At 61.1% G+C, this 13993-nt stretch carries 14 protein-coding genes; 9 read left to right on the top strand and 5 right to left on the bottom strand.

Features of this window, described 5'->3' with window-relative positions; translation table 11 throughout:
* Positions 1-83: 83 nt before the first annotated feature.
* The 4 genes from AB4Y79_RS21260 to AB4Y79_RS21245 all read right to left on the bottom strand — a co-directional run bounded on the left by AB4Y79_RS21260 (position 84) and on the right by AB4Y79_RS21245 (position 3474).
* A complete protein-coding gene (locus tag AB4Y79_RS21260; RefSeq protein ID WP_441866125.1) occupies positions 84-506 on the bottom strand; it encodes a carboxymuconolactone decarboxylase family protein in 423 nt (140 codons plus the stop codon).
* 14 nt (positions 507-520) lie between these two features.
* Entirely contained in the window at positions 521-1471 is a 951-nt protein-coding gene (locus AB4Y79_RS21255) for an NAD(P)-dependent oxidoreductase (RefSeq protein WP_441866123.1), read from the bottom strand.
* Between the two features lie 9 nt (positions 1472-1480).
* Positions 1481-2395 (bottom strand): polysaccharide deacetylase family protein, encoded by a 915-nt coding sequence (locus tag AB4Y79_RS21250; RefSeq protein WP_441866121.1) that lies wholly within the window; start codon positions 2393-2395, stop codon positions 1481-1483.
* Between the two features lie 74 nt (positions 2396-2469).
* Entirely contained in the window at positions 2470-3474 is a 1005-nt protein-coding gene (locus AB4Y79_RS21245) for an asparaginase (protein WP_441866119.1), read from the bottom strand.
* A 432-nt stretch (positions 3475-3906) separates the two neighbouring features.
* Here AB4Y79_RS21245 and AB4Y79_RS21240 point away from each other — a divergent pair, with 432 nt between their 5' ends.
* The 8 genes from AB4Y79_RS21240 to AB4Y79_RS21205 all read left to right on the top strand — a co-directional run bounded on the left by AB4Y79_RS21240 (position 3907) and on the right by AB4Y79_RS21205 (position 12413).
* On the top strand, positions 3907-4956 hold the full coding sequence (locus tag AB4Y79_RS21240) for a LacI family DNA-binding transcriptional regulator (protein WP_441866117.1): 1050 nt from the start codon (positions 3907-3909) through the stop codon (positions 4954-4956).
* Between the two features lie 316 nt (positions 4957-5272).
* The gene (locus tag AB4Y79_RS21235) at positions 5273-6241 is read left to right on the top strand and encodes a CobW family GTP-binding protein (protein WP_441866115.1); all 969 of its coding nucleotides are present in this window, start codon (positions 5273-5275) and stop codon (positions 6239-6241) included.
* Positions 6242-6454: 213 nt separating this feature from the next.
* Positions 6455-7567, top strand: coding sequence for an oxidoreductase (locus AB4Y79_RS21230; protein ID WP_441866113.1), 1113 nt, complete (start codon positions 6455-6457; stop codon positions 7565-7567).
* A gap of 806 nt (positions 7568-8373) precedes the next feature.
* On the top strand, positions 8374-9741 hold the full coding sequence (locus tag AB4Y79_RS21225) for an MFS transporter (RefSeq protein ID WP_441866111.1): 1368 nt from the start codon (positions 8374-8376) through the stop codon (positions 9739-9741).
* Positions 9738-10505, top strand: a complete 768-nt coding sequence (locus AB4Y79_RS21220) for an SDR family NAD(P)-dependent oxidoreductase (RefSeq protein WP_441866109.1) — start codon at positions 9738-9740, stop codon at positions 10503-10505. Before AB4Y79_RS21225 ends, AB4Y79_RS21220 begins: the two co-directional genes overlap by 4 nt.
* On the top strand, positions 10502-11221 hold the full coding sequence (locus tag AB4Y79_RS21215) for an SDR family NAD(P)-dependent oxidoreductase (RefSeq protein WP_441866107.1): 720 nt from the start codon (positions 10502-10504) through the stop codon (positions 11219-11221). Before AB4Y79_RS21220 ends, AB4Y79_RS21215 begins: the two co-directional genes overlap by 4 nt.
* Before the next feature lie 572 nt (positions 11222-11793).
* Positions 11794-12099 carry a putative quinol monooxygenase gene (locus tag AB4Y79_RS21210; RefSeq protein WP_441866105.1) on the top strand — a complete coding sequence of 102 codons (306 nt, stop codon included), beginning with the start codon at positions 11794-11796 and terminating at the stop codon, positions 12097-12099.
* 89 nt (positions 12100-12188) lie between these two features.
* Entirely contained in the window at positions 12189-12413 is a 225-nt protein-coding gene (locus AB4Y79_RS21205) for a hypothetical protein (protein ID WP_441866103.1), read from the top strand.
* Between the two features lie 88 nt (positions 12414-12501).
* On the opposite strand, the gene AB4Y79_RS21200 is transcribed toward AB4Y79_RS21205, so the two are convergent.
* Positions 12502-13395, bottom strand: coding sequence for a LysR family transcriptional regulator (locus tag AB4Y79_RS21200; protein WP_441866101.1), 894 nt, complete (start codon positions 13393-13395; stop codon positions 12502-12504).
* A gap of 242 nt (positions 13396-13637) precedes the next feature.
* On the opposite strand from AB4Y79_RS21200, the gene AB4Y79_RS21195 reads away from it, so the two are divergent.
* A partial coding sequence (locus AB4Y79_RS21195) for an aldehyde dehydrogenase family protein (RefSeq protein ID WP_441864216.1) occupies positions 13638-13993 on the top strand: 356 nt, incomplete at its 3' end.

Here is a 13993-nt window from a genome sequence, read left to right as displayed (position 1 = left end):
GGATGAAACGGTTGAACGCCGGGGCGGTTGTCCCGACCGGAACGGGCCGGGACAACCACTAAGTTTTAGGACTGAACGGCCGCTTAGGAGGCGCCGCTGCCACCCTCATGCACCTGAACGGTAGGTTCGATGCCGTCCACCCCGACAACTTCACGCCATGCTTCGAAGCCGGTCTGGAAGGCAACGATGCCGGCTTCAGGCAGCGAGATTTCAATGGCTTCGAGGATCTCGGTCGGGGTCAGCCCCAGATCCAGGGCGACGCGGATGTGGCTTTGGATATGTCCCTTGGAGGCGCGCATCACGGTGAGGCTGACGATGAAGATCAGTTCTTTGGTCTTGCGGTCCAGGGTGCGCTGGTCGAGGTAGGCGGCGGATACGACGTGGTTCGCGGCCTTCAACACGGGGAAGTCATGTTTGGCCATGACCTTGTGGTAGTCGAGGACGTACCCGCGCTTGCGGGCCATGTCGTCGATGTAGTCCTGTGCTTCGGCGATTTCGGTAGTCATGAAGATGGTGCCTTTCAGTGCTGTCTGATGGGTTCCGGGGCTGTGGCCGAGGCTTCGGTTGCCCGGAGCAGCATCCCGTTGACTCGCTCGTAATGCCTCACGAGTTCGGTGTGGTCCGGGTTTTTCGTCTCGAGGTGACCGCGCGCGGTCTGAGCCGTGGATTCAGCCGCCAGTACAACGGGGGCTTCGATCGAATGGTCGGAGAAGATGCTCCGGGCGATGCGGAGGTCCTTGAGCATGAGGTCCATGGCGAACCCCGAGTCGAATTTCCCCGTGAGGATATGGGCGGGGTATTTGACCTCAGTTGCCTGGCTGCGTCCTGTGGAACCGTTGATGACTTTAACCATAATTTCGGGTTCGATGCCTACTGAAGCGGCGGCGCAAAGGATTTCTGCGGCAGCGGACAGGTTGGTTGCCGAAAGCAGGTTGTTCAGCGCTTTGGCGGCATGGCCGGTCCCTGCCTTTCCCACGTGCACGATGTTGGTGCCCATGGGCTGCAGGTGCGGCAAGGCGGCCTCGAAGGCCTCCGTTGTTCCGCCTGCCATGATAGCCAGTTCACCGGTGATGGCCCGCGCGACGCCGCCTGAGACCGGGGCGTCGACGTAGGCGATTCCCGCTGCGTCAGCTTCTTCAGCGAGTGCGGCGGTGCTGGCCGGTTCCGATGATCCCATGTCGATGATGATCGAGCCGGGTCGCAACCGGGCTAGGAGCCCCGACTCCCCGCGGACCACGGACTCGACGATGCGGCTGTTGGGCAGCATGAGGATGACGGTCGTCACGTGTTTGGGGGTCGAAGCCAGATTTGGCAGGGCCAAAGCACCGGTTTCTTCGGAGATTGCGGCGCGGGCACCGGGGTCCATGTCAAAGACGAAGAGTTCCCGTCCGGGGGCGTAGCGCCTGGCCATCGGAGCACCCATGTTGCCCAAGCCTACGAACAGGGCGGCGCCGTCGTGAAGTTCGGTCATATCGAGGTCCTAACCGAGGTCGCGGTCGAAGGGGTACTGTGGGTTTTCGCTGAAGGGGAAGCGCTGGCGGAAGTCGCGGGCGATCGCCAGGTTGGTTTCGAAAGTGACGCCGCTGTGTCCGGCCATGTATTCGATGAGGCGTTCCATCATGAGGACCACCTGGGGACGGCCGGCTACGTCGGGGTGGATGGTGAAGGGGAAGACGGCGTAGTCGTACTGCCGGTAGACGAAGTCGAACTGGTCGCGCCACCAGTCCTCGACGTCACGGGGGTTGACGAAGCCGTGGCTGTTGGGGGAGCCCTTGATGAACATCATCGGGGGCAGGTCGTCCATGTACCAGTTGGCGCCCAATTCAACGAGGTCGATTTCCTTGCCACGCTTGAGCGGAGTCATCCATGACTGCGCGGGCTGCGAGTAATCGATGGGAGTCCAGGTGTCGCCCACGCGGGCGTAGAAGGGCAGGAAGTCATGGAGGCCCTGGGACTTGTCATACTCGTAGCCGGCTTCCAGGAGCAGGGATGTCGTCCGCTCTGACATTTCCCACCAAGGGGCAAGGTAGCCGGTCGGCCGGGTTCCCGTCATCTTCTCCAGGATCTCGGTGGCGTTGAAGAGGACGTCGCGTTCCTGCTGTTCGCTCATCTGGATGGCGTTCTCGTGTGAGTAGCCGTGGCCGCCCACTTCGTGGCCGGCTTCCACAATGCGCTCGACCATGTGCGGGAAGGTCTGGGCAGAGTGGCCCGGTATGAACCACGACATGGTGATGTCGTATTTCTTGAACATGTTCAGAAGTCGGGGAACGCCGACTTCCCCGGCCCACATGCCGCGCTGGATGTCCGAGGGTGAATCGGCTCCTCCATACGATCCGAGCCAGCCGGCGACGGCGTCGATGTCGGCGCCAAAGGTCACTTTGATTTCTTTAGGCATTTACGTTTTCCCTTTCTAGACTTCTGCTGCGGTGAGGACGGGCTGGGTGGTGTTGTTGCAGTCGCCGGTCTGCATCAGGCGACGGCCTGGTAGAAGCGGTGCTGGATTTCCTCGCGGGATCTCCCTGATGAAAGGAGGAGGATCAGCAGCAGCCGGGCCTTGTTTCCGTCGAGGTTGCCGGCGCTGATGATTCCGATGTCCAGCAGGTGGGTCTCGGATCCGGGAGCCTCATAGGTGTTGCGGTATAACTCCCCCGTTCCTATCCGAGAGGCGAAGATGACGGGGATCCGTGACGAAGCATGTTGCAGGCTTTCTACGATTGCGTGGGGCACGTGGCCGCCGCCGAATCCTTCGATGACCAATCCGTCATACCGTTCAGCCGCCGCGTCGACGAGGGCTTGGTCGGAGCCGAGGCCAAGCTTCAACAGCGCGACCTCTGGAAGGCGGCCAAGGCCTTCAACGGGAGGAACGACAGCGTCAGTCCGATGACGGGGTACGAGAGGAATCCTGACCCGGTCCTCGCTGATCCAGCCTATGGGTCCGAGTCCGGGGGATTGGAACGCCGCTGTGCTGGATGTATGCATTTTGCGGACATACCGGGCGAGGTGTACCTCGTCATTGACAACAACCAGCGGACCGAGGCCGGAAGCTTCCGGGGACACGGCAACGCGGACGGCCGCGAGGATATTCGCAGGGCCGTCCGCGCCGGCCAGTCCCGCATGGCGCATCGCTCCGGTGAGAATAACGGGTCGATCTGTTGTGAGCATCAGGTCCAACAGGAACGCAGTCTCCTCCAGGGTGTCTGTTCCCTGTGTGACCACGACTCCATCGAGGCCGTCCGCAAACCGCTTTTCAATGAGGGCTGCCAGCTCGATGATGTCCTCGATCTGGAGGTCCCCGGAGGGAAACTGGCGAAAAGAGGTTGGAACTACAGCTCCCAAGCTGCTGAGCGCCGGTATTGCTGCAAGGAGGTCTTCTCCGGTCAACCGCGGAGTAACGCCCCCGCCGACTCTGTCAGGGGCTGAAGCAATAGTGCCGCCGAGGGTAATCACGGCGACCCTTGGAAGATTTGATGTCACGGGTGGTCTCCTCTTGACCGGTACCGGCCGTCTGCTGTTCCGGTAGTTCCGCCGCTGAATTTTCGGCCCGGTGGTACGTAGGCGGGTAAAGGACGCTTTCCTGCGCTCCTTCAGCCTTCTTTTGGAAATCGTTTGTCCTCAGGGGAAGTGCTGGCTAATTTTTGCTTCAGTCAACGAAGAGCTGCCCAAATCACGCTATTCGATTGCGCTGACTCTATATGCACCCTACGGAAGCCGTCAAGAGTTCAGATGTAAGCCAGTTTTGCAAGCACGCCAAGGAGTAAGGGGTAGGTTTAGGCCCGGCTTCTGAGGATCTACGCGCAACTGAAAAAGGAGCGTCGTGCAATCCATTGCGTTCTTGCTGGAAATGGACAGCCCTTCCGGGGTATCCTCGAAACCAGTGCAACAACGCGACGGAGAGATGGGGTTTCTGTGGGTTCAACGCCTGTAACTCTGGCCGAGATAGCCCGTCGTGCCGGTGTGCACGTATCGACTGTCTCCCGCGCCCTCAGTCCGGACTCCCGTGGAGTCGGATCCGCCACTATCGAGCGCATTCGGATGCTCGCGGAAGAATTGGGATATTTGCCGCACCCCGCCGCTGCGGAGCTCCGCACTGGACGCAGTGGGCTGCTGGGTGTGCTTGTGCCGGACCTGACAGACATGGTTCTCTCAACAATCTATGCCGGTGTCGATGCCAGAGCGCACGAATCGGCGTACAGCACGTTCGTTTCGAACACGCATGATGATCTGGACTTGAGGGGCGGCAAACTCGAGGAACTCCTGGCACGCCGGGTGGAGGGCGTAATCCTGGGTGATGCCCGTATGGACGGCGATGAACTGGTCGAGAAGCTTAAGCGCCGGGGTCTGCCCTACGTGCTGGTAAACCGCCGGCTTCGGGGCAGCCCTTCCGTAACGACGGACGATATTGCCGGCGGTTCCCTCGCCGCGGAACATTTGCTCTCATTGGGCCACCATGATGTAGGAATCGTTGCAGGTCCCACGTACGCCAGCACGGCCGTGGAACGCACGCACGGGTTCGTCCGGAAGTATCTGGAGTCAGGGATTCACCTTCCGGACGGGCGCATTGTGAACGGTATAGCCGACGCACCGGGCGGCCACGCAGCGGCCGACGAACTGCTGACCGCAAATCCTGGGATCACTGCGATTTTCGCAGCCAATGACTTCGCAGCCATTGGAACGATGGGTGCCATTCGTGAACATGGACGGACCCCGGGCAAGGACATTGCAGTTGTCGGATACAACGATGTCCCTCTATCGGCCTATCTCCCTGTTTCTTTAACGTCGGTGCGGTCCCAAATGCTCGAGATGGGGCGTGAAGGAGCTTCAATGCTCATCGACCTGCTGGAGGGCAGGACAGTCGAACCCAAACTCCTAAAACCCGAACTTATGGCGCGAGCTTCTACAGTTCCCGCTGGCATCAGCGAGCTCGAAGACATGGTGCCGGCGACAGGGGGCGCCTGATGTGCGGGGGCTGCGGGACACCTCCACCAAGCGCGAACTGGTACGAAGCGGGCGTTGAAAACTCCAGTCGCGGACGCGCGCAGGCCCTGCAGCGTTTGGCCGACGCGGCCGGATCGTTGTTTAAGGCCACTGGCGTGAAGATTCAAGCTCAGCCGGCTTCGAGGTCCTTGATGATGCAGGCCCCTACGGGCCGGACCATCATGATTCGTCAGTTCGGTGAAATCTCCCCGGCTGCGCAGGCCCTGGGCAGCCCGCGCATCAATCCACTTGCCGGGATGGGCGGAGTCTCCGGAAACAACCGGACGGAGACCTGTGGATGATTTCGGCAACCATCGTCGGAGGCTTCCTCGGAGCGGGTAAGACCACATGGCTACGCTGTTCGCTTGCAGAACTTGCGGATTCGACAGACCCGGCATCCATAACCGTCATCGTGAACGACTTCGCGGACCAGGGCGTGGACGATGGACTGATCGCCGCCGCGGTCCCGGACGGCACGAAAGTTCAAGCCATCAACTCGGGTTGTGTCTGTTGCGACAAGCTCGATGAGTTAGTTCGGCTTCTTCTATCGGTGGTTGAGGAATCGCACCGCCGCAACGTGCCTTCGCAGCAAAAGCTCTTTATCGAAACATCGGGCCTGGCCAACCCCCAGCCGATATTGGCAGCCATCGAATCCCACCCCGTGCTGAAGCAAAACATCCGCGTTGAAAATCTGGTTGTTATCGCGGATGGCCAGAACGCACTGGCCCAACTACGCCACCACCCGCTGGCCCGGACCCAGCTCCTGTGCGCTGACCAGGTGGTGATTTCGAAAGCTGACATTGCAGACACGGCGCATGTGGCCAAATTATGCAGGCTTGTCGCGCAGCTGAACCCCGCGGCTGCCGTGAGCGGATCCAGCATGGGGAGAAGCTGCACCCTTCCCCAGTCAGCCGGGGATATCGCCGCACCGGACCTTGGCTCCTGGGCGCATGGGGACGTGGAGCCGACAGCCATCGTCCTTGCCGTCTCCTCCAGCGTGTGCTGGGAGCAATTCGCGCTCTGGTTAGATGCCCTGATTCACACGAACGCAGACCAGGTGCTGCGCAGTAAAGGCACCATCATGACTCCGGCAGGACCGATTGTCCTTCAGTCAGTCGGCCCGACCATACCCCTGCCCACCACAGTCCCTGCCGTGAACCAGCCCTACGCCGCTTCCACCAGCATGGTTTTCATAACAGCCGGTATCGACCCGGAGGTCCTCGACCGTTCCTTCCGCACCTACGTGCCCAGCGGTTCGGTCAACTAACCCCCACGCCTATCAACGAGGCCCAGTCGTCCCACGCCAGAGAGCAATCCATTGCACAAAGCGAGAATGCCGCGGGTAGGACTGCCCGCCGCTATTGGCCTGGTCTTCATTGACCCTCTTGCCTGCGGCGAGATAGAATTGCGCAATCGTATGCGTAATTTCGCGCGACGCATCGCGTCGACGCGACCACGAACAGCCCCAGGAGGCACCGGCGTGACCAGCGAACAGCATGAACATTCCCATCTTTTTGATTCAATCGAACTGGGCGGCGTGCACCTTGAGAACAGGGTGGCTCTGGCCCCAATGACCCGCGTCAGCGCCACCTACACCGGGGAAGCGACTGACACCATGGCGGCCTACTACGAACGTTTTGCTCAAGGCGGCTTCGGGCTGCTCATCACTGAGGGCGTGTACACCGACACGACCTTCAGCCAGGGAAATCTTTACCAGCCGGGCCTGGCACTGCCGGAGCACACTGCAGCCTGGCGCAAGGTAACCGACAGGGCCCACACGGCCGGAGCAAAAATATTTGCACAGCTGATGCACGCGGGTTCGCAGTACCAGGGAAACCGTTTTGAAGAGGTTCCGATTGCCCCCTCAGCTGTCCGGGCCAAGGGCCTGCAGCTTGAGATGTACCGGGGGAGCGGGCCGTACCCCGTACCGACAGAGATGACGCCGAAGCAGATCTCCGAGGCTATTGAGGGATTTGCGCAGGCTGCACTCCGCGCCAAGGAAGCCGGTTTTGACGGAATCGAAATCCATGGCGCCAACGGCTACCTGATTGATGCCTTCCTTACCTCATACATGAACTTGAGGACTGACGAATATGGCGGGTCGGCCGAAAACCGGGTCCGGTTCGCCGTCGAGGTATGCCACGCAGTCCGAGCAGCAGTTGGTCCCGGCTTGGCACTGGGAATCCGCATCTCACAAGGAAAAGTCAGCGACAACCACCACAAGTGGGAAGGTGGCATCGACGACGCGGAGGCGATCTTCACCGCACTGGGGAAGACAGGCATCGACTTCATCCACACAACCGAATACCGTGCTCACGCCCCTGCCTTCGACGGCTCGGATGAATCACTTGCCTACCTTGCCAAGAAATTCGGACAGGTTGCGATCATCGCCAACGGCAACCTCGATGACCCCTCCGATGCCACCCAACTCATCGAATCGGGAACAGCCGATGTAGTAGCCATCGGAAAGCCCGCGCTGGCCAACCGCGACTGGCCCAAGAAGGTCTTCGCCCGCGAACAGCTCGAGGGCGACGTCGACAAGTCCGTCTTCGGGCCCATCGCAACCGTGAAGGACTGGGAACTCAAACTCTAAAACACCCAGCGCCAGGACGAGGACCTCCGTTTGGAGGCCCTCGTCCTGGTGCTGCCAGCGTGGGTGGGGCCCCGCTGGAACAATTTCCCCTTGCGCGGGCCTATCTCGTAGGACCTCGTCCGGCCGTCGCCCGCCCCGGATTGAATCAGCCTTTCCCCCAGGCGCGAATGCGCACCTGTGGACAGGCCCTTCCCGCGCAGACGCTCTGCCTTGCAGTCCTATAGTTGGCAAGGCGTGCAGGCACCCAGGATCGCTCCGGAGATCAAACCGAGCGGCCCGTGGACGAGGCCCCTGCACGTATAGAACGCCCTGTGCGACGACCCAAAACGCGCTACAACGACGTTCCTGGGCCCTTGGGGCCGCTCCCCGCGCATCTGGGTCATACCCGGCACTGGGCGGCCCCCTCTCGTGATCATTGTTGTCCGAGGCCCCCGGCCAACTGCCCAGCCAGGGAATGCCGGCCCTGCCTGCTTTTCCACTCTGCGCGCGCTCCACTGACCACGCGCCCGGGATCAGGCGCCCACGTACTTCCACCGGGCTTGTGTTTCGCAGCCCATAGATGGCGCCGCGAACGTTTGCTGGGAGGGCGGAACATTCCCCTCCGTGTTAAAACCATGTAAAAACCGGAAATTTTGTCCCTGAGTGTTGACCAGATCACATTGTTAATGCAATCGTTGAGCAATCGTTTGCGTAGTGGTCCACACTACACAGCGGAAAAACCTCCAAGAAGACGCGTCCCGGCGGACGCGCCACCCCTCCCGCGCACGGCCATCCGAAGGCCGCCCGTCCCAGTTGTAGGAGAAGCAGTGAGCGATACAAATAGGGCACCGGTGCAAGCCGAGCCAAAGAAGTTCTCGATCCGAGTGTCCCGCCGCGAAACCCGTCGCGGCACCGTAATGGCTTTCCTTGCGTGGATCCTCGCGGTCTACGACTACATCATGTTCGGGACCCTGCTGCCGGAAATCCGCACGGAGTTCGGGTGGTCGGAGGCCGAAGCAACAGGAATCGCGACTGCCATCTCGGTCGGCACGGCAATTGTTGTCCTTGGCATCGGGCCCCTTGTGGACCGGATTGGACGTCGGCGCGGGATGTTGGCCACCGTTGGCGGTACCGCGGTTGCTTCCGCGCTGACGGCGATGACAATGAACCCCGCCTACTTGGTGGCAGTACGTTCCATCGCCGGCCTCGGGATCGCCGAACAGTCCATCAACGCCACCTACCTGAACGAGATCTACGCCGCCACCGAAGATGAAAAAATCAAGAAGCACCGCGGCATGGTCTACAGCGTCGTCCAGAGCGGCTGGCCGCTGGGCGTCTTCGCCGCTGCCGGCTTCACCTCGCTGCTCCTGCCCCTCGTAGGCTGGCGCGGTGTCTTCGTCCTGGCGGCCCTCCCGGCCCTCATTATCGTCCTCCTTCGCCGCAGTCTCAAAGAGACGCCCCAGTACTCAATTTTCAGCGAGGCGCACAAGCTGAAGAAGTCGGGGAATGTTCGCGAGGCTGATGAGCTGCTGGCCAAATACGGCCTGGACCACGATCACGGCGCACCCATCAAGGCAATTTTCAACGCCAAATTCCGGCGGAACACGGTCTTCCTGTCGCTAGTGTGGTTCTTCAACTTCTTCGGCGTTATCACCTTCACCGTGCTGGGCACCACGCTGCTCACCGACGGCAAGGGACTGCCATTCTCCGTGTCGTTGCTGGTCTTCATGGCCGCCAACCTCGGTGGCTTCTTTGGTTATCTCCTCTTCGGTGCGCTCGGCCAGCGCTTCGGCCGCCGCCCGATGGTAGGACTGGGCTTCCTCCTCGCTGCAGTTTCCTACACCCTGATGCTGCTCTGGGCAGCGGACACCCCCACCGTGATGGTGCTCTACGCCTTCGGCCAGTTCTTCATGGCCGGCCCGTTCGCCGCGCTCATGTTCTACATGGGCGAGTGCTACACCACTGATTGCCGAGCCACCGGTACCTCATTCCTGAACGCCATGGGCCAGCCAGGCACCATCGTCGGCGGGGCGATCATCACCGCCATGCTTGCGTCCGGTCTGGACTGGACCACCACAGCCATGGTCGTCGGTGTCGGCGGCGTATTCCTCTCCGGCCTCCTGATGTTCGGCTGCAAATCAATGCCGCAGCTCGCAGACTTCGGGCACCGTGTCGACCCGGCGGTCGCACAGTGAGCCCGTCGCGGGTCGCGGTCATCACCGGAGCGGCCAGTGGTATCGGCAGCGCTCTTGCCCTGAAGTACGCATCCACAGGCATGAACATCGTTATCGGCTACCACCCCGCCGACCCCCACGACCCGGAAGCGACACTGCACGCAGTAACGAAGGCCGGCGGTCACGGAGTCGTGCACGAAGTCGATGTCAGGGACACCAAGCAGGTCGACGCGTTCGCCGAACGGGCTCTGGAGGAATGGGGACGCCTTGATATTGCGGTGGCGAACGCCGGCATCCTGCGCCGGGTGCCACTGGAGTTCCTGCACGACGATGTCTGGAACGACCTTCTGGACGTCGACCTCACCGGTGTCCTGCGCACGTTCCGGTCCGCCGCAGCACGCATGGAATCTTCAGGCAGTTCGATGCTGGCAGTCTCGTCCATCGCCGGAGGTGTTTACGGATGGGGGGAACGCGCGCACTACGCCACTGCCAAGGCCGGCATTATCGGCCTCGTCAAGAGCCTTGCGGTGGAGCTCGGGCCGCGTGGGATTCGGGTCAACTGCATCGTGCCTGGAACGATCGACACCCCACAGGCACGGGATCAAACCAACTCCCTTGGACCCCAGGGCATCCAGGCTCAAGCCGCGCATCTTCCGCTGCAACGCGCGGGCCGCGCGGAGGACATCGCAAATGCCATCGCCTTTCTTACCTCAGAGGAGGCCTCCTTTATAACCGGCACCTCGCTGCTCGTCGATGGGGGCATGACCGCCATGTTGCCAAAGTGAGCGGCATACTCGAAGGCAGGACGGCCCTGGTCGTTGGCGGAGCAGGGGGCATCGGCCATGCGATCGCCGCTGCCTTCCGCAAAGAAGGGGCGCGGGTCACCATAGCGGACCGCGCAGAGGTCCTGGACGCCGCCGAAGCAACAACGGCAATCGACGTCACCGACCCCGCCTCCATCCTCCAGGCGGTGAATAACGCCGAGCGCCTGCACGGCGATATCGACATCCTGGTCAACGCCGCCGGTGTCTCCAGCGAACGTTACTGGGATGACCTCGACCTGGACGAATGGAACCGGGTCCTGAGCATCAACCTCACCGGGACGTTCCTGGTCTGTAAGGAAGTGGTCCCCCGAATGGTCCGCCGGCAACACGGCCGGGTCATCAACATCGCCTCTCAGCTGGCGATCAAGGGCGCCCCGGGACTGGCCCACTACTGCGCATCCAAGGCGGGCGTTATCGCCTTAACCAAGTCCCTCGCGCTCGAGGTTTCACCGCTCGGAGTGCTGGTCAACGCCATCGCGCCTGGTCCCATCAACACGCCGATGACCGATCGGATGAGTGAGACCTGGAAAAGCCAAAAAGCCGCAGAGCTTCCTCTGGGCCGATTTGGCAATCCCGAAGAAGTCGCACCCACGGCTGTCTTACTGGCCAGCGACCCCGGCGGGAACCTATACGTCGGCCAGACCCTCGGGCCCAACTCCGGGGACATCATGCCCTGACCCCTAGGTGGTACCGGAAACCTTGGGCTTCCGGTACCACTTTCGCCCGCAGCCAGGCGACAGCGCATACAGGGGTACTGCACCACCTTCAGCGCCAGGATCGGCGGAAAGCTGTTCCCAAAGCTAAGGCTCCTGTAGAGGTTCTACGGTCAAAATTAACCGGGCTCCTGCTACAGGATGGGGCCCCTGAATCCTTCTAGCCCAATCTGCAGTCCGCGTTGATCCAACCGGTTTCTTCCGCCCGGTTAGCTCGCGTCCACCTGCCATAGAATCCCCGCCGTTTTCCCACGCCACCGCTGGTGGGACGCAAGCCCGAGCAGGACTACACTGCTCGCCCAACCCCGGGGGAACGGGGAAATTGCGACTGCGGCCAGTCGGCGTCAGGCGCTACGAACATGTTCGAAGCAAACCGATCCAGAGGGCTAGTCAGCAAGGGGTGAAACCATCTCTCTGCGAGAACTGACTCTTGCGGAACTGTGTCTACAAAGAAGCGGGCGACCCCCATACGCTGAACGGTATTGGACCCGAGGAGTCATTGACTCGGTCCGAGCGAGACTCGAAGGAGAGCGCGATTGTTCCACGTTATCGCCACGTATGGCACCAAAGAGGGCCAAAGCAAGGAAGTCCTCGATTTGCTCGCGGATATGGCCGAAGCCACCCGCCGGGAGCCTGGCAATGTCAGCTACGAATTTTACCGCGGCGTGCAGGACCCGACGCAGATCGTAATTCTTGAGTCGTATCACGAGGCGGAGGACTTCGACAGACACCGGGAGAGCCCGCATTTCCTGGAGCTAGGGGCCGGCCACATCATTCCCAGGCTCGTCTCTCGCCATATCTCCACCTACACCTCGGAGGATCAGCCGCATGAAGCTCCTTGAGAGACCCCCGGCACCCGAAAGTTCTGTACCCAGTGCCTGGTGGGAAGGCTTTGTACATCCAGCCGAAGACGTAATAACCGGAGTTCAGCATGGCATCTGAGGATCACATTGTGCAGGACTGGTCTGAACTGGCCGAAGGCACCAAGGTTGCCATCAGCGAACCCAGCAACGCCAGCTACCCAGCCATGGTTGACACCAAAACGGAAGACTCCTCCGTAGTGTGGGTAATAGATAGCTGGGGACAGCGGCGGGCTTTTGATCACCGGGAGGGCATCAAGCTCGACATTCTTCCTGATCCCAATGCCGCTGGGTAGGCGGACGGGAGCCCGGTGTTCCATTCAAGGACACTCAACGACCCCGCTGCGCCCAATACGGCGGCGAAGCCGAAGTTGCCAGGGTCTGTTAGGCGGCCGCAAAGACGTCCTGCTCGGCTGTGTTGAGGTGTTCCTTGAGTTCAGTGATGAAGGCCTTGAGGTTCGCCGACCTGCAGTCCCGCCGCCACATCAGCCAGGTTTCCGCCGTGCCGAGACTGCCTTCTATCTCATGAACCTGAACCCGGCTTGCTCCGGGCAGCGTCTCGAGGAGGGATTTGGGCATCATACAGATACCGCCGCCGGCGGCGACACAGGCGAGCATGCTGTAGTACGAGGAAATCTCGACGATTCGTCCAGGGATGATGCCTTGAGAGTCGAGCCAGTCCTCAAAGCGTTGGCGGTATGAGCAGATGGTGCCGAACATAAACACCGTCGGGTGGGATGCCTTGAAGTCGCCGTTGACCTCCGTCACGGTCTGCGGCGTCAGGATCACGAGATCCTCCGTGAATGCTCTGATGCCGGTGAGGGCAGGCGCGGCTGGTTTTCCATCGGAGAATGCTGCCGTGAGCTGCCCGTTTAGCAAATGGTCGAACAGCACCCCCGATGACCCTGCCTCGAGTTCAACGTCAACCGCCGGGTAACGGAGATGGAAGCTGGCAAGTATCGGCGGTATCCGGACCGCCGCGGTGCTTTCGAGGGCGCCGAGGCGGAACTTGCCTCGGGGTTCGCCCTGCGCACCGAAGGCCTTGGCGTCGTTGCACAGGTCGATGATCTTTTGGGCATGATCCCGAAAGATCTCTCCATCAGCAGAGAGGGAGCTTTGCCGCTTGTCCCGGACAAGAAGCTTGACACCCAGTTCGCGCTCCAGTTGCTGGATGCGCGTCGAGACGTTGGAGGGGGCCCGAAGCAGCTTGTTGGCAGCTTTAGTAATACTGCCGGTTTCCGCTACCGCAAGAAAGATTTCCAGCTGCGAGATCTCCATCGACTCTTTCTCCTTACGTGAAGTGATGCTCACCGAAGCATCTCATGTGCAGAAGGATGACAGCTTCGCCTACCCTTTTCAACCCCAGACAGGGAGTGGCGCTGGCGGCAGAAGAGATACCTACGCCAGGCCAACGTTCTCTTTCAGAGAAGTGACGCTTCTGAAACTTCTTATTTATCAAACAGTCCAAGCCTCATAGAGTCGTTGTTAGCCCCATCACACGAACTTGAAGGAACACACTAATGGGCACCATCGAAGTTGCTGTCGCGAAATCGACGAACCCGGCCACGGGCGAGGAAGTCGCGACATACCCGTACCTGGATGAGCAGGCCGTTGCAGAGGCCGTCGGCTCAGCCGCAGAGGGCTACGCTATCTGGCGGGACACGACTCCGGCCCAACGCGCCGAGGTTTTCCACAAGCTGGCTGAACTGCTGCGCCGGGATACTGCGAAGCTGGCGGCTGTCATCACCGCCGAAATGGGCAAGCCTGTCACCCAGGCACGGGCCGAGGTCGCCAAATGCGCCAATATGCTTGACTGGTACGCCGAACATGGCCCGGCGATGCTGAAGGACACGGCAACAACCATCGGTCCCGAAGC

This window comes from Pseudarthrobacter sp. YAF2, from assembly GCF_052113345.1.
Taxonomy (GTDB): Bacteria; Actinomycetota; Actinomycetes; order Actinomycetales; family Micrococcaceae; genus Arthrobacter.
Note: the sequence above shows the minus strand (reverse complement) of the source record. Positions and strands in the feature narration are given on the sequence as shown.

Coding starts and splice junctions, on each gene's coding strand:
- AB4Y79_RS21260 (WP_441866125.1), bottom strand. CDS start 506: ATGACTACCGAAATCGCCGAAGCACAGGACTACATCGACGACATGGCC.
- AB4Y79_RS21255 (WP_441866123.1), bottom strand. CDS start 1,471: ATGACCGAACTTCACGACGGCGCCGCCCTGTTCGTAGGCTTGGGCAAC.
- AB4Y79_RS21250 (WP_441866121.1), bottom strand. CDS start 2,395: ATGCCTAAAGAAATCAAAGTGACCTTTGGCGCCGACATCGACGCCGTC.
- AB4Y79_RS21235 (WP_441866115.1), top strand. CDS start 5,273: ATGATTTCGGCAACCATCGTCGGAGGCTTCCTCGGAGCGGGTAAGACC.
- AB4Y79_RS21205 (WP_441866103.1), top strand. CDS start 12,189: ATGGCATCTGAGGATCACATTGTGCAGGACTGGTCTGAACTGGCCGAA.
- AB4Y79_RS21200 (WP_441866101.1), bottom strand. CDS start 13,395: ATGGAGATCTCGCAGCTGGAAATCTTTCTTGCGGTAGCGGAAACCGGC.